Source organism: Arthrobacter sp. NPDC058288, from assembly GCF_042880995.1.
Classification (GTDB): Bacteria; Actinomycetota; Actinomycetes; order Actinomycetales; family Micrococcaceae; genus Arthrobacter.
Genome location: NZ_JBHVYH010000001.1, coordinates 1,051,829 through 1,070,913, shown reverse-complemented (window position 1 = coordinate 1,070,913; position 19,085 = coordinate 1,051,829). Strand labels below are relative to the sequence as shown.

Annotated in this window: 17 protein-coding genes and 1 pseudogene; 8 read left to right on the top strand and 10 right to left on the bottom strand. The window is 66.6% G+C overall.

Translation table 11 applies throughout. The features are described from left to right. The first annotated feature begins 24 nt into the window (after positions 1 to 24). On the top strand, positions 25 to 855 hold the full coding sequence (locus tag ACFVWT_RS05135) for a fumarylacetoacetate hydrolase family protein (protein WP_390245827.1): 831 nt from the start codon (positions 25 to 27) through the stop codon (positions 853 to 855). Positions 856 to 890: 35 nt separating this feature from the next. Then, positions 891 to 1,397, top strand: coding sequence for a GtrA family protein (locus tag ACFVWT_RS05130; protein WP_390245825.1), 507 nt, complete (start codon positions 891 to 893; stop codon positions 1,395 to 1,397). Positions 1,398 to 1,429: 32 nt separating this feature from the next. Here the strand turns inward: ACFVWT_RS05130 and ACFVWT_RS05125 are convergent, their stop codons facing one another. From ACFVWT_RS05125 to ACFVWT_RS05100, 6 genes are all read right to left on the bottom strand, one after another. Further along, complete coding sequence (locus tag ACFVWT_RS05125; protein WP_390245823.1) at positions 1,430 to 2,575, bottom strand: cysteine desulfurase family protein; 1,146 nt, start codon at positions 2,573 to 2,575, stop codon at positions 1,430 to 1,432. 6 nt (positions 2,576 to 2,581) lie between these two features. Further along, positions 2,582 to 3,541, bottom strand: coding sequence for a carboxylating nicotinate-nucleotide diphosphorylase (nadC, locus tag ACFVWT_RS05120; RefSeq protein ID WP_390245821.1), 960 nt, complete (start codon positions 3,539 to 3,541; stop codon positions 2,582 to 2,584). Further along, complete coding sequence (locus tag ACFVWT_RS05115; RefSeq protein ID WP_390245819.1) at positions 3,538 to 5,274, bottom strand: L-aspartate oxidase; 1,737 nt, start codon at positions 5,272 to 5,274, stop codon at positions 3,538 to 3,540. The genes nadC and ACFVWT_RS05115 overlap by 4 nt, the downstream gene beginning before the upstream one ends. After that, positions 5,271 to 6,584, bottom strand: coding sequence for a quinolinate synthase NadA (gene nadA / locus ACFVWT_RS05110; RefSeq protein WP_390245817.1), 1,314 nt, complete (start codon positions 6,582 to 6,584; stop codon positions 5,271 to 5,273). The genes ACFVWT_RS05115 and nadA overlap by 4 nt, the downstream gene beginning before the upstream one ends. After that, complete coding sequence (locus ACFVWT_RS05105) at positions 6,581 to 7,291, bottom strand: NUDIX domain-containing protein (protein ID WP_390245815.1); 711 nt, start codon at positions 7,289 to 7,291, stop codon at positions 6,581 to 6,583. The genes nadA and ACFVWT_RS05105 overlap by 4 nt, the downstream gene beginning before the upstream one ends. Before the next feature lie 143 nt (positions 7,292 to 7,434). After that, complete coding sequence (locus ACFVWT_RS05100; protein WP_390245813.1) at positions 7,435 to 7,905, bottom strand: Lrp/AsnC family transcriptional regulator; 471 nt, start codon at positions 7,903 to 7,905, stop codon at positions 7,435 to 7,437. Positions 7,906 to 8,078: 173 nt separating this feature from the next. Here ACFVWT_RS05100 and ACFVWT_RS05095 point away from each other — a divergent pair, with 173 nt between their 5' ends. From ACFVWT_RS05095 to ACFVWT_RS05075, 5 genes are all read left to right on the top strand, one after another. Further along, the gene (locus ACFVWT_RS05095; RefSeq protein WP_390245811.1) at positions 8,079 to 9,464 is read left to right on the top strand and encodes an amino acid permease; all 1,386 of its coding nucleotides are present in this window, start codon (positions 8,079 to 8,081) and stop codon (positions 9,462 to 9,464) included. A 290-nt stretch (positions 9,465 to 9,754) separates the two neighbouring features. Next, complete coding sequence (locus tag ACFVWT_RS05090) at positions 9,755 to 10,711, top strand: thiamine pyrophosphate-dependent enzyme (protein ID WP_390247076.1); 957 nt, start codon at positions 9,755 to 9,757, stop codon at positions 10,709 to 10,711. Further along, positions 10,704 to 11,768, top strand: a complete 1,065-nt coding sequence (locus ACFVWT_RS05085) for an alpha-ketoacid dehydrogenase subunit beta (protein WP_390245809.1) — start codon at positions 10,704 to 10,706, stop codon at positions 11,766 to 11,768. The genes ACFVWT_RS05090 and ACFVWT_RS05085 overlap by 8 nt, the downstream gene beginning before the upstream one ends. After that, a complete protein-coding gene (locus ACFVWT_RS05080) occupies positions 11,761 to 12,090 on the top strand; it encodes a biotin/lipoyl-containing protein (protein ID WP_043482513.1) in 330 nt (109 codons plus the stop codon). The genes ACFVWT_RS05085 and ACFVWT_RS05080 overlap by 8 nt, the downstream gene beginning before the upstream one ends. A 4-nt stretch (positions 12,091 to 12,094) precedes the next feature. After that, a complete protein-coding gene (locus ACFVWT_RS05075) occupies positions 12,095 to 12,922 on the top strand; it encodes an alpha/beta fold hydrolase (protein WP_390245806.1) in 828 nt (275 codons plus the stop codon). A 166-nt stretch (positions 12,923 to 13,088) separates the two neighbouring features. On the opposite strand, the gene ACFVWT_RS05070 is transcribed toward ACFVWT_RS05075, so the two are convergent. The 3 genes from ACFVWT_RS05070 to ACFVWT_RS05060 form a co-directional block, all read right to left on the bottom strand. Beyond that, on the bottom strand, positions 13,089 to 14,423 hold the full coding sequence (locus tag ACFVWT_RS05070; RefSeq protein ID WP_390245804.1) for an MFS transporter: 1,335 nt from the start codon (positions 14,421 to 14,423) through the stop codon (positions 13,089 to 13,091). Positions 14,424 to 14,615: 192 nt separating this feature from the next. Further along, complete coding sequence (gene hpaB, locus ACFVWT_RS05065) at positions 14,616 to 16,070, bottom strand: 4-hydroxyphenylacetate 3-monooxygenase, oxygenase component (protein WP_390245802.1); 1,455 nt, start codon at positions 16,068 to 16,070, stop codon at positions 14,616 to 14,618. A 60-nt stretch (positions 16,071 to 16,130) separates the two neighbouring features. After that, positions 16,131 to 16,664: a flavin reductase family protein gene (locus ACFVWT_RS05060; RefSeq protein WP_390245800.1), complete on the bottom strand. Its 534-nt coding sequence runs from the start codon at positions 16,662 to 16,664 to the stop codon at positions 16,131 to 16,133. 167 nt (positions 16,665 to 16,831) lie between these two features. On the opposite strand from ACFVWT_RS05060, the gene ACFVWT_RS05055 reads away from it, so the two are divergent. Continuing rightward, positions 16,832 to 17,566 (top strand): IclR family transcriptional regulator, encoded by a 735-nt coding sequence (locus tag ACFVWT_RS05055; protein ID WP_390245798.1) that lies wholly within the window; start codon positions 16,832 to 16,834, stop codon positions 17,564 to 17,566. A gap of 13 nt (positions 17,567 to 17,579) precedes the next feature. Here ACFVWT_RS05055 and ACFVWT_RS05050 read toward each other — a convergent pair. Beyond that, positions 17,580 to 19,059, bottom strand: a pseudogene (locus tag ACFVWT_RS05050) (MFS transporter). Between the last annotated feature and the right edge of the window lie 26 nt (positions 19,060 to 19,085).

The following is a 19,085-nucleotide window of genomic DNA, read 5'->3' as shown; positions in this document are numbered from 1 at the left end:
CCGGACAGGACGTAGGATGTCATAATGACCGCCATCCAAACGTGCCGAATTGCCCGGGTCCGTCCGCACTCCCCTGCCTCCGGGCTTGAACAGTTCTTCGTGGCCAATGACGCCCGGGACTTCACCAGCGACGCGGGAAAGCTCTGGACAGTCATCGAAAGCCCCTTTCCCGGCTCCCTGGCGAACGCCGGGGCCGCTCCACGGGAGGGCTGGGAGCCCGGCTCGCTCGTGGGCGAAGACGCATTCACCTTCCTCGCACCCTGCGTTCCAGCCAATGTCCTGGGCATGGCCCACAACACGGGACTGGCCGGCCGGGACCTTCCTCCGCAGGCCTTCCACAAGGCAGCCACCAGCGTAGTAGGACCGGGCGACGCCATAGAACTCGCGCCGGGAGTGGGGCACGTGGACCCGGAAGCCGAGCTGACCGTCGTCATCGGGCGCACGGCCCGCCGGTTGACGCTGGAGAACGCACGGGAGGCCGTCCTCGGCTTCACCATCGGCAACGACGTCACGGCCAGGGACCGGCAGAAAGCGGACGAGCTGTGGATCAGTGCCAAGAGCCAGGACACGTTCACTCCGGTAGGACCATGGATCGTGACTGGACTGGAAACTGCCGCACTGTCCATCGGCGTTGTGCACAACGGCACTGAACTGCGGGCTGCCAGCTCAGCGGACCTCGGCTGGGGCGTGGACGAAGTCCTGGTGTACCTCACGTCCTTCATGACGCTCCACCCCGGCGACCTGGTCCTCACCGGATTCCCTGCCGAAAGCGCGCAACTGCACCCGGGAGACACCGTCACCTGCCGGGTGGAAGGAATCGGAGAACTGACGAACCCCGTCAGGGACCCCGCCTGACCGAATCCGCCGGTGTGGTGTGGCAGGCTTGAGCGATGGAATCACCTGCTGCGCCCGCCGTCCCGCTGACGCAACAGTCCGGATCCGACACAGCCGTCCGGCGTCCGCCGGCCACAAAGCACTACCGGGGCATCCTGCGGTTCCCGGCCGTCCGGCAGCTCCTCCGGTTCACCGGAGTGGGCATCGTGTGCACCGTGACCTCACTTGCCCTGTATGCGCTGCTCCGTCCCTGGCTGGGACCGCAGCTGGCCAACGCCGCGGCGCTGATCATCACCTCGGTCATGAACACGGCCCTTAACCGGCGGCTCACGTTCAAGATTTCCGGGCGCGGGAAAGTTGCCAGGGATCACCTGAGCGGCCTGGTGGTTATCGTGATTGCGCTGGTGATCACCGGCGGCAGCCTCGGCGTGCTGCACTGGCTCAACCCGGAAGCCACCATGTCGGATGAGCTGTGGACCACTACCCTGTCCGGGTTCCTGGCAACCGCCGTGCGCTTCGCGCTCCTGCGGCACTGGATCTTCCGCCGGGCACGGCACCGCTGACGTGGCACCGCCGCCGGCGCGGTGTCGCCCGCCTAGCGGATACCGAGCGTCAGCACACTGCCCACGGCGTTCCTGACGGCTGCTGCCGCTTCGTGCAGTTCCGCGGCTGTCACCGCCGTATCGAAGCTGAAGCGGACGGCGGTCTGGGCGACTTCGGACGGGATGCCCATTGCCAGGAGCACCGGCGAGGCGGCGTCGGATCCGGCAGCGCATGCAGAGCCGCTGGAGCACACCACGCCCTGCCGTTCCAATTCAAGAAGCACTGATTCGCCGCTGGTTCCGGGGAAGCAGAACGAAGCCACCGACGGCAGCCGTTCCAGCGGGTGTCCGGTCAGCTGCGCGCCCGGGACGCCGGCCAGGACCTCGCGGATGAAGTCGTCCCGGAGGGCGGTCACGTGCCCCTGTTCGGGGCGGACCAACGATAGCGCGGTGGCCAAGGCCACGGCGCCGGCAACGTTCTCTGTTCCTGATCGGCGGCCGCGTTCCTGCCCGCCGCCATGGAGCAGGGGCTCAATGCGGGTGCGGCTCCGCACGAACAAGGCCCCGTTCCCTTTGGGCGCCCCCAGCTTGTGCCCGGAGATACTCATGGCGTCCACGCCCAGAATTTTCGTGTCCAGCGGCAGCCAGCCTGCCGCCTGGACGGCATCGGTGTGGAACGGTATCCCGAGCTCCCGGGCCAGTCCGGCGAGCTGCCGGATGGGCTGGACGGTCCCCACCTCATTGTTGGCGTACATGATGCTGACCAGTGCGGTCTCCGGACGCAGGACTGCCGCCAAGGCGTGCGGTGTAACCTGCCCCAAGCCGTCCACCGGGACGATGTCAACGGTGAAACCGTGGAAGCGTTCGAGGTAGCGCGCCGATTCCTCCACCGCCGGATGTTCGACGGCGCTGATCACCACGCGGTTAAGGGCCGGGTCCGCAGCCTGCCGTGCCAGGGCGATGCCTTTAACGGCGAGGTTGTCCGCTTCGGTGCCGCCGGACGTGAAGGTCATTTCGGCCGGGCGGCAGTTCAGTGCCCTGGCGGTGGTTGTGCGGGCGGCCGCGAGCGCCGCGGCCGCGGACTCGCCGAGCGAGTGGTGGCTCGACGGGTTCCCGAATTCGCCGGTGAGGTAGGGCCACATGGCTTCCAGCACTTCGCGGCGGACCGGCGTGGTGGCCGCTGCGTCAAGGAAAATCATGGGTGTTCAGCCCACCGTCAGTTCAGTGTCCGCCGGTTCAATGTCCAGCAGTTCAACGTCCAGGCCCAGGTCAAGGGCGACGACGCTGTGGGTGAGGCCGCCGATGGAAATGACGTCCACCCCGGTGGCGGCGATCGCTGCCACTGTTCCGAGGTTGACGTTTCCGCTGGCTTCCACCCGTGCCCGCCCGTCCACCAGGGCTACGCCGGCGGCCAGTTCCTCGAGCGTGAAGTTGTCCAGCATGATGGTGTCCACTCCGGCCGCAAGGACCGGCTCCACCTGTTCCATCCGGTCCACTTCAACCTCAAAGTGCGTGGTGTGGCCGAGCTGCGCCTTGGCCGACTTGAGCACCGCCGTGAGTTTCGCCGGGTCTCCTCCGGTGATGACCGCGAGGTGGTTGTCCTTGGCCAGCACGGCGTCGGACAGGCTGAAGCGGTGGTTGGCGCCGCCGCCGCAGCGAACGGCGTAGCGCTCAAGCACGCGCAAGCCCGGCGTCGTCTTCCGGGTGTCCGTGATCCGGGCTTTGGTTCCCTGGACGAGGCCCACGAATTCAGCGGTCTTCGTGGCTATTGCACTCAGCCGCTGCACCAGGTTCAGTGCCACACGCTCCGCCAGCAGGACCGCGCGGGCGTTGCCGGTCACCCTGGCCAGCGGCGTCCCCGCGCCGAACCGTTCGCCGTCCGCCACCAGCAGCTCGACGACGGCGTCCGGGTCCGTGAGCTTCATGGCCGCGGAGAACACGGCTCCTCCACTCAGGACGCCCGGCACCCGGGCGTTCAGGACCGCCGTCGCGCGTGCCTGCGCCGGGATGAGGACCTGCGAGGTGATGTCACCGTAAGGGGCATCCTCGGCGAGCGCAGCGCGCAGGACATCCAGCACTGCTGCTTCGGGAAGGCTGCCGTTCAGCGCAACGCCCGGCAGGGTAGTCGTTTCGGCGGCTGCCGTTTCCTGGGCTGTGGTGGTCATGAGGAAATCCTTTGCATCGAATGGGTGGGGGCTGGCGCATGGTCCGTGTCGGCCCGGTAGTGGGCGCCGACGGATACCGTCCGGTTCCGGGCGGCCTCCACCAGCAGCCGCGCGGCCAGCAGCAGGTTGCGGTCCTCGTACTCACGCGGGTCCCCTGATTCAGTGGAGCGGACTGAGCCCGCCCAGTAGTCCAGCTGTGCTGCCGCGGCGTCGAGTTCCGCCCCCGTGCGCAGCACCCCGGCAGCACCGGTCATCAACCGCCCCAAAGCGTCACGGGAAAACGGCCCGGGATCAGTCGCAGTCCTAACAACACCTTCGGGGGCCTCCGCTGGGGCTCCTCCCCCGGCGAAGTCGCGCGACAGTGCTGCGGAAGCGTGCGTCAAGGGGAGGCCGCCAGCGGCCGAGACAGCACGCGGAGCAGTGCTGTCGTGCGACGGCTCCCCATCAAGGAAGGACTCCACAGCACGCCGCCCGAAGACCAGCCCTTCGAGCAGCGAATTGCTGGCGAGCCTGTTGGCGCCCTGGGCGCCGGTGCAGGCCACCTCGCCCGCTGCGTAGAGTCCCGGAACGGTGGTCCGCCCGTCCACGTCCGTTACCACTCCGCCCATCCAGTAATGCGCGGCCGGAGAGACCGGCAGCGGTTCAGCGGTCCAGTCGAAACCTGCCGCTGCCGTGGCGGCGGAGATCGTGGGGAACCGCCGTGCCAGGAAACCGGGCCCCTTGGCCGCCTCGATGCCCCGGGCGTCGAGGAACACCGGGCTGTCCGCCGGTGCGCCGGTCCGGGCCAGGTGCAGCGCGATACTGCGGGAGACGACGTCGCGCGGCGCGAGTTCCGCGTCGGGGTGATAATCCGGCATGAAACGGTGGCCTTCGGCATCCAGCAGCACCGCGCCTTCGCCGCGGACTGCTTCGGACACCAGCAGGGGCGGCGGGCCGCCTGCTGTCTCCGGCATCGCCATGGTGGTGGGGTGGAACTGGAAGAATTCGAGGTCGTCCACTGCGGCGCCGGCACGCCAGGCCAGCGCCAGTCCATCCGCCGTGGCAACGGAGGGGTTGCTGGTGCGTGCGAAGATCCTGCCCGCGCCGCCGGTGGCGAGCAGCACGCCCGCCGCCGGCAGGCTCTTGAGTTCGCCGTTCTGCAAGTAATTCACGCCGGTCACCCGGCCGTCCGCCGTCGTCAGCTCCGTGACGAACGCACCGGTTTCCAGCCGGAGCCGGCCGGACACGGCCCGCTCCAGGACGGCGGCGATCAGGCCGCGGGCAATGCGGGCTCCGGTGGCGTCGCCGCCTGCGTGCAGGATGCGTGGCGCGGAATGGGCAGCCTCCAGCCCCAGTGCGGTGTCCCCCTGCGCGTCGGCGTCGAAAATCACTCCGTACCGCCGCAGCCCGGCGATGTCCCGCACTGCTTCCGCGCAAAGAATCCGCACGGCGTCGGGGTTGTTCAGGCCCGCACCGGCTGCAAGAGTGTCCGCGACATGCGCATCCACCGTGTCGCCGGGGGCGGCTTCGCCGGGTTCCAGCACAGCCGACACGCCGCCCTGGGCGTAGAAGGTGTTGCTGTGCTCCAGCTGCCCCTTGCTCAGTAGGACCACGTCTGCCGCAGCGCCCCCTTCGGCGTCGGCCGCCAGCAGCGCTGCGTAGAGCCCGGCAATTCCGCTGCCCACCACCACGAGGCGGCGGCGCTGCGTCGCATCTTCGAGCGCGGCCCTGCGGGCCGCACGGGCCGTGGTCACGGCCGCGCCGCCAGCATCCGCTCGAGGGCTACGCGCGCCGGTGCAGCAACGTCGTCGTCCACGGTGATGCGGTTCAGGGTTTCACCATTGACCAGTGCCTCCAGCACCCAGGCGAGGTAGCCCGGGTGGATCCGGTACATGGTGGAGCACGGGCAAATCACCGGGTCCAGGCAGAAGATGGTGTGCTGGGGGTACTCCGCGGCGAGCCGGTTAACCATGTTGATCTCGGTGCCGATGGCAAAGGTGGTCGGTTCCGTGGCCGCAGCGATGGCCTTCCTGATGAAGTCGGTAGACCCCGCGGAGTCGGCGGCGTCCACCACCTCCATGGGGCACTCGGGGTGCACAATCACGTTGACGCCCGGGAATTCGGCGCGGGCTTTCTCGATCTGCCCCACGTTGAAGCGCTTGTGCACCGAGCAGAAGCCGTGCCACAGGATCACGCGGGAATCGAGCAGGGCCTGCTCGTCATTGCCGCCGAGGTCCTTGCGCGGGTTCCACATGGGCATCTGCTCCATCGGCACGCCCATGGCCTTGGCGGTATTGCGGCCCAGGTGCTGGTCGGGGAAGAACAGGACCCGCTGGCCGCGCTGGAAGGCCCATTCGAGAACCGTGGCCGCGTTGGACGACGTGCAGACGATGCCGCCGTGCTCTCCGCAGAAGCCCTTGAGCGCCGCGGAGGAGTTCATGTAGGTGACGGGGATGACCGGTACCCTGCCGTCGGCGTCGGGCTCGGTGCCGTAAAGCTCTTCCAGCTGCTCCCAGCACTCGGTCACAGAGTCGATGTCCGCCATGTCTGCCATGGAGCAGCCCGCTGCAAGGTTCGGCAGGATGACCGCCTGGTCGGGCTTGGACAGGATGTCCGCGGTCTCGGCCATGAAGTGGACACCGCAGAAGATGATGGCCTCGGCGTCCGGCCTGGTGAGCGCGGCGTTCGCCAGTTGGAAGGAGTCGCCCACGAAGTCGGCGTATTCAATGACCTCGTCCCGCTGGTAGAAGTGCCCCAGGATAACGGCTTTGTCCCCGAGGGCTGCTTTGGCTGCCCTGATGCGGGCGTCCAGTTCGGCGTCGCTGGCCTTCTTGTATTCCTCCGGCAACTGACCCTGGCGCGGCGTGGCGGCAGGGGCCACGTCGGCACTGGAGGCACCCGGACCGTAAGCGGGCACACCGGCGAGGGCTTCGGCGAGATCGTAGTCCCACGGCCCGCGGGCGAGTGCCGGGCTGCAAGTCGCAGCGCCTGTCGCAATGCCTGCGGCCCGCTGTTCGGCCTGTTCGCGAGTGATCAACTGGATTGCCGTGTTGACGCTGCTCATGGTGTGCTCCTGTTATCTGGGTCAAGGCCGGGGCGGCCGGTAAAGCGGTAGAGGCGGGGAGGGCGGTGTTTTCCACCCTGCAGGTATTCGCCGGTTTCTTCGATTTCCGGCGTGGACTTGAGCTGGCGGCGGAAGTTCGCCGGATCCAGCTCACGGTCAAGGACGGCTTCGTAGACCTCCCGGACCTGGGCCAGGGTGAAGTACTCCCCCAGCAAGTGGTAGGCGACCGAACCATAAGCCAGCTTGTTCCGCAGGCGCCCGAGGGCGTACTCCACGATCGCATTGTGGTCGAAGGCCAGCTCTCCCAGCCGGTCCGCCCGGAACCACCTGACGTTTTCGGACTCGTCGGCGAGCGCGGCCTCCGTAGGCTGGACCAGCGCCCAGTAGACGATGGACACCACGCGCTGGGTCGGAGAGCGGTGGAGGCCGCCGAAGGCGTAGAGCTGCTCCAGGTACTTGGGGGCCAGTCCGGTGGTATCCCGCAGGTTCCGGGAGGCCGCATCCTGAAGGGATTCGGCGTGGGTCAGCGGACCCCCGGGCAGCGCCCACAGGTCCTTGAACGGCTCACGGATCCGGCGCACCAGCGGGAGCCACAGCGTAGGACGGCCGGACGACTCGCTGGGGCGGAGTGCGAAGATCACCGTGGAAATGGCGAGCGACGGAGGTGCCGACTGCCGCTCGGCAACGTTGGCAGAGCTCGTGTACACAGCGGTTCACCCCGCTTTCCTCGCGCCTGGCGGCGCCTTTGGGCTTCGGCCGGCGTCCACCTCCGGGGCGCTTCGGCCAGTTATAGTCAATATGACTAGAACTAATGGTACGACTGCCGGTCTCCCAGGCAAAATGCTTCAGGTCACATTGCGGCTGCGGCCTCGAGCAAGGGCAGGGTTCGGCCCTGGAAATGGGTATTCAGCACAATCACGGACGAGGACCGCAGCACCGTCTTCGTGGCGATCATGGCATCCAGAACCCGTTGCAGGTCCGGGTTGGACCGAGCCACGACCCGTGCCATCAGGTCCGAACTGCCGGATACCGTGTGAATCTCCGTAAGTTCAGGAATGCGGGCAAGCGCTTCGACCACCGCGTCATGGCCCAGGTCCTGGTTGATCGTGAGCGAGCAGAACGCCACCACGGGGTAGCCGAAGCGGGACGGGTCCGGTTGGGGTACCCAGGACCCGATAACCCCGTCGGCGGCCATCCGGTCCAGCCGGGACTGGACCGTGGCGCGGGCAATCTTCAGGACCCGCGAGGCTTCGAGCACCGACGCCCTGGGTGAATCCGTGAAGAATCGGACAATTTTTGCGTCCAGCGCATCCACGTTCATCGATTTTCCTTTCAAGCCGGCCGTACAGTTCACAAATCGCCGAAAAAGAAGGGGCTTTTCCCGCAAACTGCACCCATGCTCTCACGGACGGCGTGCACAGGGTCCCTCCCGGGGCGGTAAATTCAATAAGTCCCAAAAGGACCAGACCCCCGACCATAAGAAGGTTCGCAAGCATGACGATGAAGTCCACCGCAGAGCGCCCATCCACCTCGCTCGGCCACAGCATGAAACCCCGCCAGCTCACCATGATGGGACTGGGAAGCGCTATCGGAGCCGGACTGTTCCTGGGCTCGGGGGCGGGCGTCCAGGCCGCAGGGCCGGCCGTCCTGATCTCCTACCTCGTGGCCGGCACGCTGATCATTTTGGTCATGTGGGCCCTGGGCGAGATGGCTGCAGCCAACCCTAACAGCGGGGCGTTCTCCGTCTATGCGGAGAAAGCCATGGGCCGCACGGCCGGGGCAACCGTGGGCTGGCTGTGGTGGCTGCAGCTGGTGGTGGTCATTGCCGCCGAGGCACTTGGCGCGGCGGGCCTGCTGTTCACGGTGTGGCCGGTGGTTCCCGTCTGGGCGCTGTCCCTGGTCTTCATGGCCCTCTTTACCGCCATCAACCTGGCCGGTGTGAATAACTTCGGCGAATTCGAGTTCTGGTTCGCTATCCTCAAGGTGGCGGCAATCCTAATGTTCCTTGGCATTGGAACAGCCCTTCTCCTGGGCCTGCTGCCTGACGCGCCAAGCCCCGGCCTGGGCAACATCACCGGCAACTTCGCGCCGGCAGGCCTCGGTGGAATTGCGACGGCCCTCTTTGTGGTCATCTTTGCCTTCGGCGGCACTGAGATCGTGAGCGTGGCTGCCGCTGAGACCGAGAACCCGCGCCACAGCGTGGGCCTGGCCATCCGCACGGTGCTGTGGCGAATCATCGTGTTCTACGTCGGCTCGGTCTTTGTCATTGCCGCGGTCCTGCCCGCGACTTCCGCATCCCTGTCGTCACCGTTCGCCGGCGTTCTCGACGCCGCACGCATCCCGGGTGCCGGCACGGCCATCACCCTCGTGGCAGTCATCGCGCTGCTGTCCGCCCTCAACGCCAATCTCTACGGCTCCTCCCGGATGATCTACTCCCTGGCCCAACGCGGCGAGGCTCCGCGCTTCCTGTCGAAGCTGAACAAGGCCAGGGTTCCGATGGTTGCCGTGGGCGTATCCGTGGCGTTCGGCTTCATTGCCGCCGTACTGGAGCTCCTCTTTCCGGAACAGATCCTGCCGGCGCTCTTCCAGCTGGTGGGCTCAACCTGCCTCATGGTCTGGGGTTCCGCCCTTATCTCCCAGCTGATCCTGCGCCGCAGGGCGGACCGAGACGGTACTGATCTTCCGCTGCGGATGAAGGGATTCCCTGGCCTGACGATCTTCGGACTGGTCCTGCTGGCACTGATCTTCGCCGTCGGCTTCACCGGCGCCGAGAGCAGCCGGCAGCTCTTCAGCACCATCGCCCTGGTAGCCGGGATTGCCGCCGCCTGTTGGCTCGGGGCAAAAGTGGCGGCGTCGCGGCAGCGCAGCGCAGCCCAGTAGGCCACCCCCCACCGCATTGGGTTGCACGGCCTGCGGACCAATCCCGATGCGCTAGGCAAATTGCCATGCGATCCAGCTCAGTCCGTGGCAGTTTTGGGCAATCTGGCTAGTGAATCATGAGCTGATTGCCGGGCATACCGCGGGTGACTAGGGTCACAGCCATGGATACCTCGCCTTCCCCCGCCACCGGCAACGACGCCGGCCGACTGCCGGGACCGCACTCCGACCAGCTGGCCGGCGTGCCGGCCGGACCGCTGACCGGCGACCAGCTCCGTGAACTGTATTCGCTGATGGTGGCCGTCCGGCACCTGGACACTTCCGCGATCGCCTGGCAGCGTCAGGGCCTCATCCCGGGCTACGCCCCCGAACTGGGCCAGGAGGCCGCCCAGGTGGGGAGCGGCTACGCCGTGGACACCACCCGCGACTTTGTCTTCCCCACCTACCGCGAAATGGGCGTGGCCCGGGCCATGGGTGTGGACATGGTGGCCTATATGTCCACGCACAAAGCCACCTGGCACGGCGGACTCTACAACCCCCAGGAATCCCGGCTTGCACCCATCCAGGCCGTGGTCGGCGGATCCGTGCTCCACGCCGTGGGCTGGGCCCACGGCCAGACCCTGGATCAGGCGACCGGCGTGGCAATGACGTATTTCGGCGACGGCGCATCCTCCCAGGGCGACGTCCACGAAGCCCTGAATTTCGCGGCCATCATGAAGGCTCCGGTGGTCTTCTTCGTCCAGAACAACGGCTGGGCCATCTCGGTTCCCACCGAACGCCAGGTGGCCGGCGGCTCGGTGGCGGCCCGCGCCGCCGGGTACGGCATGCCGGCGCTGCGGATCGACGGGAACGACGTCGTTGCGGTGGTCGAAGTGACCCGGCGCGCCTTCGCGCACGCCCGGGCAGGCAACGGCCCCGTCCTCATTGAGGCAATGACCTACCGCCGCGGCCCGCACTCCACCTCCGATGATCCCGGCCGGTACCGTTCGCTCAATGAAGAGCGCGACGACGCCGGCGAAGACCCGCTGGAACGGTTCCGGAAGAAGTTGCTCGCCGACGGAGTCGCCGACGAGAGCTTCTTCGCTAAGGCACTCGCCGCCGCCAAAGCCGAAGAAGAACTCATCCGCGCGGGGATCCAGGCGCTCGGTTCCCGCCCCGGCACCGAAATGTTCGACCTGGTCTTCCAGGAAGCCACGCCTGCCCTGCAAGCCCAGGCCGCCAACTGGCGCGAGGAGTCCGAACATGTCTAACGCCATCCTGGAAGGCGGGGACGCCATGGCCGACGGAACTCCACGCCACAATGTGGAACAGCTTTCCATGCAACAGGCCCTTAACCGGGCCCTGGACGAGGTGCTGGCCGGGAACCCGAAATCGCTGGTCTTCGGTGAGGATTGCGGCCGGCTGGGCGGCGTGTTCCGCATTACGGACGGCCTCCAGGCGAAGTACGGCACCGGCCGGGTGTTCGACACCCCGCTCGCCGAGTCAGGCATCCTGGGCATGTCTGTGGGCCTGGCCATGGCCGGTTTCCACCCGATTCCCGAGGTCCAGTTCGACGGCTTCGCCTATCCGGCCATCAACCAGATCGTCTGCCAGATTGCCCGGATGAACTACCGCAGCCGCGGCACCATGCCTATGCCGATCACGCTGCGCGTGCCCAGCTTCGGCGGCATCCGCGCCCCGGAACACCACGGGGAAAGCCTTGAAGCGCTCTTTGCACACGTGCCCGGGCTGAAGGTGGTTTCGCCGTCGAACCCGCATGAGGCCTACCACCTGCTCAAGTACGCCGCCACACGGCCGGACCCGGTGATCTTCATGGAGCCGAAGTCCCGCTACTGGCAAAAAGGCGAGGTGGACTTTGACTCGGCAGACCGGTCCGGCTCCCCCGCCGGCAGCCCGCCCACCGGCGCGAAGGTTATGCGCGAAGGCCGCCACCTCACCCTGGTTGCCTGGGGCGCCATGGTGGCCCGCTGCCTGCAGGTAGCCGGGCTCGCCGCGGAGGACGGAATCGATGTCGAGGTCCTCGACCTGCGCTGGCTCAAGCCGATCGACGAAGCGGCGCTGGCGGCGTCCGTGCGGAAGACGCGCCGGGCCGTCGTCGTCCATGAAGCGCCGCGGACTTCAGGACTTGGCGCCGAAGTGGCCCAGCTCATCACCCAGGGCTGCTTCGACACCCTCAAGGCCCCCGTGGAGCGAATCACCGGCTTCGACGTCCCGTACCCCTCCGGCGACCTCGAAGACGAATACATCCCGAACATTGACCGGATCCTCTTCGGGATCCAGCGAGTATTGGAGTACCGCCGTGGCTGAAATTTCGTTCCCGCTACCCGATCTCGGCGAGGGCCTGATCGAGGCGACCGTGCTGGAATGGCTGGTTTCACCCGGCGACCAGGTGGAGCGGAACCAGCCGCTCGTCGAGGTGGAGACCACCAAATCCGCTGTTGAACTGCCCAGTCCGCAGGCAGGTAAAGTGGTTCGTATCCACGGCGGGCCCGGTGACAAGATCAATGTCGGCGAGCCCCTGATTGTGTTTGAGGTACCGGACAACACCGCCGGTATCGTGGGCACCGTCCCGAAGGAAGAGGCACCGAAGCGCCGGGTCCGCCTGAGCGCCGTACTTGATGAGGATTGACACCATGAGCGGCAGGCACACCGGCGAGCAGCACCACCACACCGTGGAGGGCACCGACCCCCAGCTTTACGTGGAGGTGCACGAGCCGGAGACCGACGCCGGCCTGCGGCCCGTCCTGCTGCTGCATGGATTCTCCTCTTCCACCAGGCTCAACTGGCAGGACACCGGCTGGCTGGCTGCCCTGCTGGAAGCCGGCCGCCGCGTCATCACCGTGGACCTGCCCGGCCACGGCCGCAGCGGCGCCCCGGAGGACATGGACTCGTACAGCCCCAGCCGGATCCGCGCGGACCTCCTGCAGGTGGCGTTCGACGCCGGTGTCCGCCCGTTGCGGGACGACGACCCCGCCAGCGGGCTTGACGTCATCGGCTATTCCCTCGGGTCCCGGCTTGCTTGGGAATTCGGCGCCACCCAGCCGGAACTGGTTCACCGGTTAGTGCTTGGCGGACCCAACATCGCGGACCCCCTGGCGGCCTTTGACCTGGTGGCTGCCCAGCGCTACCTCGCCGACGGCACACCCATTGCGGACGAATCCACGGCCGCCCTCCTGAAGATGGCCCTGGGGCTGCCCAGCAACAATGTTTTTGCCTTGCTGTCCCTGGTGGAAGCGATCAAGGGTGAGCCCTTCGATCCGGCGGAAGCCGTTCCGCACATGCCCATGCTGCTCGTGGCCGGGGAAAAGGACGACCGCGCCGCAACCATGCCGGAGCTCGCGGAGCTGGGAGCAAAATCAGGGGCGCTCGTGGAGCAACTGCTGATTCCTGGCCGGAACCACAGCAATGTGATCACCAGCAGGGCGTTCAAACAGGCTGTTACCGAGTTCCTGGGCGTTTAGTAGTTCCCGGGGCCTGCCCGAGGACGCTGTGCTGACGCTCCGCCACCGCAAAACATCGACGGCGGCGGAAGGCAGCAATAGCGGCCGGGCACAAGAACGGCGGGCGCGGACCGTAGTGGTCCGCGCCCGCCGTCGCGCATGCAAGGTCGCTGAGGTCAGCCGGCCCCTAGTGGTGGCTGCTGACGCCCAGCGGGCGGCCCTTTGTTTCCCCGGCCAGGAGTACACCGATTGCCGAAATGACGCACAGGACCATGATGTAGATACCGATCGAGCCGGTCCACTTAGTGCTCTGCAGGAGCGTCTCCGCAATGGTGGCCGCGAACGCGCCGCCCAGGATCGCACCGAACGCATAGCCGATGGAGATGCCCGAGTAGCGGACGTTGGCCGGGAACATCTCGGCGTACATGGCGGACATCGGGCCGTAGGACAGCCCCAGGCCGATGGTCAGGACGAAGAGTGCCACGCCGTAAAGCATGATGTTCTTGGTGTCGATCAGGGCGAACATCGGAATCATCCAGGCAAACACGATGCCGTAGCCGATGAGGAACGTCTTGACCCGTCCGATCTTGTCGGAAAGCCAGCCTCCCACCAGCGTGAAGATCAGCCAGCCGAAGGAAGCCAGAGTGGTGGCGAGGAGGATCTCCGCGACCGGCATCTTCAATGACTTCGTGGCGTACGAGATGAAGAATGCGATCAGCAGGTAGCCGGCCGCGTTGTTGCCGATGAAGATCATGGTGGAGTAGAGCACGGACTTCTTGTGGGACTTGATCAGCTGGCCGAGAGGCGCCTTGGCCTTCTCCTTGCGCTCGATCATTTCCTGGAAGACAGGGCTTTCGGCCACCGCACGGCGGATCAGGTAGCCCACGACGATCAGCACGATGGACAGCAGGAACGGCACCCGCCAGCCCCAGGAGGCGAAGTCCGCCTTGGACATGCCCGTATTGAGGAAGTACAGCAGGCCGGTGGCCAGGATCATGCCGACGGGAACGCCGATCTGCGGGTAGGCGCCGAACAGCCCGCGCTTGCTCTTCGGGGCGTGCTCCACAGCCATCAGGGCAGCACCGCCCCATTCTCCGCCGGCAGAGAAGCCCTGGATGACGCGGAGAAGGATCAGGAGGATCGGAGCCCAGACGCCGATGTCCTTGTAGGTCGGCAGCATACCGATCAGGGCAGTGGCGGCGCCCATCATGACGAGAGTGAAGACAAGCATGGCCTTGCGGCCAAGACGGTCGCCGAGGTGGCCGGCGATGATGGCGCCAAGGGGGCGGAACAGGAAGCTGATGCCGATCAGCGCGAAGGACAGAATCTGCGCCAGGCCGGGGTTGGCGTCATTCAGCGGGGCAAGGAACAGCGGGGACAGCAGCGTCGCTGTCAACTGGGCGAAGATGAAGAAGTCGTACCACTCGATGGTGGTGCCTACCAGTGTGCCTGCGAGGACTTTCCGTTCCTCGTGCTTGCTGCTGGGGCCCGCCTCTGAATCGACGTGTGAAGTTGCGGTCATTGGAACTCCGTGGCTGTGGGCAGTACCTAAACGTGCTACTACCGAATGTGGAATGACGTCGAACGAATTACCGATCGAACGGTCAGTTAGTATGAGGATACTCGAATGTGTGACAAAGCGCACTAAGTCTTTCGGGTTCTGTTGCCGGAGGCCTTGTGGGCTCCGGCGGCAGGACCCTGCCAGACGGGACGGTCAGTCCCGCCTGCTGAGGAATTCGCGGACCCTGGCACGGACCGGTTCGCGGTCATAGCTGTTCACGAGGGCGCCGGCCATTCGGACGGGATCACCGAAGAAGAAATACTCATAGAGGGACTGCCGGCCCGAGAACCCTGAGATGGAGGCGTCAAAGGCGAGCTTGAACAGGCGGACGCGCTCAGGGCCGGTGAGCGTCTTACCCTGCAGGTACATCTCAATGTCCGCCCTGGCGCCGCTGTTGACGTCGGCTTCACCGGGCAGGGCCATCAGCCCGGAGGCGGAGAACTTCCGGATGATCTGCGGGAAGCGCTGGGCAACCTTGGGGTACCAGTTCCTGGCGGCGTTCAGCGTTGTCCACTTGGGCAACATGACACCGGCCTCGTTGACGGCGGCGTCAGCCTCCGACGCGCGGACCAGCGCCTTGCCGATTTCGACGTCGATGATCAGTTCCGCGATATCCTCCTGGATGTGCTGGAAGCCGTCGATTCCAATCGACTCTGCCAGCTCCGATGCCAGGCCAAGGAAGAACTCGCTTTTGGCGATGGTCCGGGTCACTACCTGGTGCGTCATGAGGGCGCCCGCGCCGGTTTCCGTGTAAAAAGCGTTACAGAGCTGCGGATGCCCAAGCATGAAGATCCGCTCGGCCGGCACGAAGACGTTGTCGAAGATGGCCACCGCGTCCATTTCCTCATAGCGCGAGGCCAGCGGCTCGTCGTGGGTGCTGCCGCCGTTGTACAGCGACGCGCGGCAGAGGTAGCGCAGGCCCGGAGCATCGTTGGGGATGGCGAAGGCGTAGGAATACGGAGCGTCCTCCGGGGTGCCGCGCAGCACCGTGGATGGAAACACCAGGAGCTCGTCGGCAATGGGAGCGATAGTGGCCAGCATGCGCGCGCCGCTGATCACAATGCCGTCATCCCGTTCCTCGACGATGCGCGCCGACAACTGGCCACCCATCTGTTCGGAGCCCGAGACGGAGCGGTTGACCTGGGGCGGGATGAGCGTGTGCGTGGCCAGGACGTCATTTTCCCGCGCCCACTCGTAGTACTTGCGGATGTTCTCGCCGAATGCGGGGTCCGCCTGGGAGAACCACTTTTCCGCGGTGCTGAGCGCGGTCAGGGAGGAGTTCATGTAGTCCCCGGAGCGGCCCAGGAAGCCATGGGAGGATTCGGCCCACGTGGAGATAGCCCGACGGCGGCGCTGCAGATCCTCGATGGTCCGGGGAACCAGGAAGGACGCGTTTACCAGGTCGCCCGTGGAGGGCGAGGTGTACGTCAGCGCTTCCTGGTAGGCCGGGTCGTGCTGCATGTCGAAGAGCTTGGCGTAGGACCTGGCCACGTTCCGGAACGCGGGGTGCTCGGCGATTTTTTCACTCACGACTTCGCCGTCGATCACCACGTGGGGCGTCATGGCGTTGAGTTTGTCCAGGTACTGCCGGCCGGTGCGGATGCCCATTGTGCTTTCTCCAGTCTTCGTTGCGCTGCAGTGGGTTTCTTCGGATGCGGGATGTCAGGGCTACAGCAGATCCTCCATGCCCAGCTGGCTTTCCGGGATGGTGGTGTAGGCGCCGTTCGCGAATGCCAGGGCGTCACCGCTGCGGTAGTCGAAGTTCACCACTTCCCCGAGAAACAGCGTGTGGTCGCCGCCGTCGTATTCAGCCCAGGGAGTGCACTCGAAGTACGCCAGGACGCCGTAAAGCCGCGGGGCTGTTCCGCCTTCCACCCAGCGGGGTTCCGGTCCCGGCCGGCCGGCGAAATGCGTGGCCAGCAACCGCTGCTCAGCGCCAAGGATGTTCACCGTGAACGGGCGGCCGGAAAGCTCGTCATGAGCCTTGGCCGTGCGGGCGATGCTGACCAGGACCAGCGGCGGCTCCATGGACACGGAGGTGAACGAATTGACGGTGATGCCGTGGCGCCTGGTGGCGCCGTCGAACGCGACGATTGCGACGCCGGTGGCAAACCTGCCGAGGCTCCCGCGGAAATGATGGGCCCTCCGGGCCGACGTCCTGCCGGCTCCGGGGGCCTCCCCGGGACGGGGCATTGCAATCATCATTGGTCCCTTGAGTGGTTCGCCAGGTGGTCGGTTTCGATGGGAGCCATCCTTGAAATGTTCTATATTTGAACATATAGTTCCCATATAGAACGCTAACGCAAAGTGAATTGCAACACAAGACCCTCGGGGCAAAGCGCCACTGTTCCCGGCCTAGGATGGACAGCATGACTCAGACCGCCGGCGCCGCCACGCAAGCCGCGACCGCCCAGGCTTCCCCTTCGCAGACACTTTCCCGCGGCATCCGCGCGCTGGAAATCCTGGCGGAAGCCGAGCAGCCCCTCACCATTGCGGAACTTGCCGACGCCATGGGCGTCCACCGCTCGGTGGCCTACCGCATCCTGCGCACATTGGAGGATCATTCGCTCCTGGTCCGGGACGACGCCGGCAAGGTGCAGCCCGGACCCGGCCTGGCGGTCCTTGCCCGCGGAGTTTCACGCAGCCTGCAATCGGCTGCGCTGCCAGAGCTCACCCAGCTTGCCAACACCCTGAACATGACGGCTTTCGTTGCGGTGTGGGACCATCAGGACTGCATCACGCTTGTAACGGTGGAGCCCAGGCACTCGGCGGCAACGGTGGTCCAGCACCCAGGTTCCCGGCACCCCATCAGCGCCGGAGCCCCGGGCATAGCCATCCAGTCAGCCCTCACGGAACAGGACTGGACCGCGCTGGCGCCGGACATCCCCTACCGGCCCGAGGCAGCCGAGGCGCGTAAACGTGGCTACGCGGCAAGCCACGATGAAGTCATTGCGGGAGTTTCATCATTGGCGGCTCCCATCAACGTGCCGGGTGGCCGCCCGGCTTCGGTTGCCGTCGTCTACATCCGCTCAACACAGGACCCCGCCGACGTGGCAGCTGCCCTGACTTCGAGCGCCGCACGCATCGAGAAGCAGCTCCTCTAGGGTCGCTCCGCGTTTAGCGGCTGCCGGTGCCGCCGCCCCGGCGGCTCGCCTTTCCGTTTCGGAGGACGACGGCGGCGGCGGCCCCCAGCAGGAACAGCGCCGCTGCGGCGCAGACCGGCACCAGGAACGCTGCGGAATATCCGTGGTGCTGCGCAAGCTGTCCGGCAACCGAGGACCCCAGGGCCGTGCCGGCAACAATGCCGCTGGCCAGGGCCGTCATCACGGTTCCTAGGCGCCCGGCAGGAGCCACTCCCCCGCCGATGGCGAAGACGGTAACCATCAGCGGGCCCACCGGCAGCCCCAGGACGAGCAGCACCAGCACCATGGGGAACGCCGATTCCGGCAGCAACAGAAGCACCGCAAAACCGGCCATCAGCCCGGCGCTGACCATCCAGCGCGCAGGGAAGGTGAATCGCTTGGACCAGTAGGCGACACTCAGTGCGGCCGCGGCGGAACTGAGGCCCATCACGGCATACAGCAGTCCGGCAACCTCGGCCGTGGCAAAGCTCGCCGAGAAAGAGCTCAATCCCGTCTGGGTGGAACCGAAGAATGTTCCCATGCACAGCATGGCCAGGAAAGGCAGGGCAACGGCAGCCATACCGCGGGAACCGGTCGTCCGGGAACCGGTCGTCCGGGAACCGGTCGTCCGGGAACCGGCGTAATGCGCGCTGGCGGCGGGGACAGCGTCGCGCGGCGCCGTGGGGTCCGAAACGGCCGGGGCGCCCCGGCGCCGGTGAACGCTCAACGGCACGGCGAGGTGCGTGCGATGGACGGCGAATGCGGGAACCAAAGTGAGCGTCAGGGCCGCGGCCACGGCCAGCGGGAGCCACGGGGGCGACCAGGCTCGCGAGGATGCCCACCAGTGCCGGGCCGAGGACGAAGGTCAGTTCGTCCGCGGTGCCCTCGTAGGACAGCGCGGCGTCCAAATCCTCCGCGTTGCCGGTCTTGCCGCGGGCGGTCAGCGCCATCCAGCGAACGCGGGCGAGCGGGCCCACCTGGGGGCAGCTGGCTCCGGCCACGAACGCCGCGGAAAGCACGGGCGATGCACCCGCCGCCAGATCCTGGCCGGCGGGAACGAGATAGGCCACGAGAATCAGGGCCACCACCGCGGCAGTGTTGAGTACTGCAGCGAACAGCAGCACGGGGCGCTGTCCAAGCCGGTCCGCCCAGGCACCCACTACGGGTGCTCCCAGTGCTGAGCCGATACCCACGGCACCGGCTGCTGCCCCGCCGACGGCGTACGAGCCGGTGACGGCCGTCACGAGTGTCAGGGCGCCCACAGTCAGCATGGCAAGGGGCAGCCGGGCGAAAAGGCCAATCGGGATGAAGCCCTTGCCTGCGAGCAGCGGAAGCCGGGCGAAGCGGCCCCCCGTGCTTGCCGGAGCTTTCGGGAACCCCTGCCCGGACGGAGCGGCGGGGCGGGCGGTCTCCGTTACCGTGGTTGCGGCAGAAGAGGTGGCGGCGGATGCCTGGGAAGAGAGTGAAGGGGTCATTATTCCGGGTTCGCTCAATGGTGCGC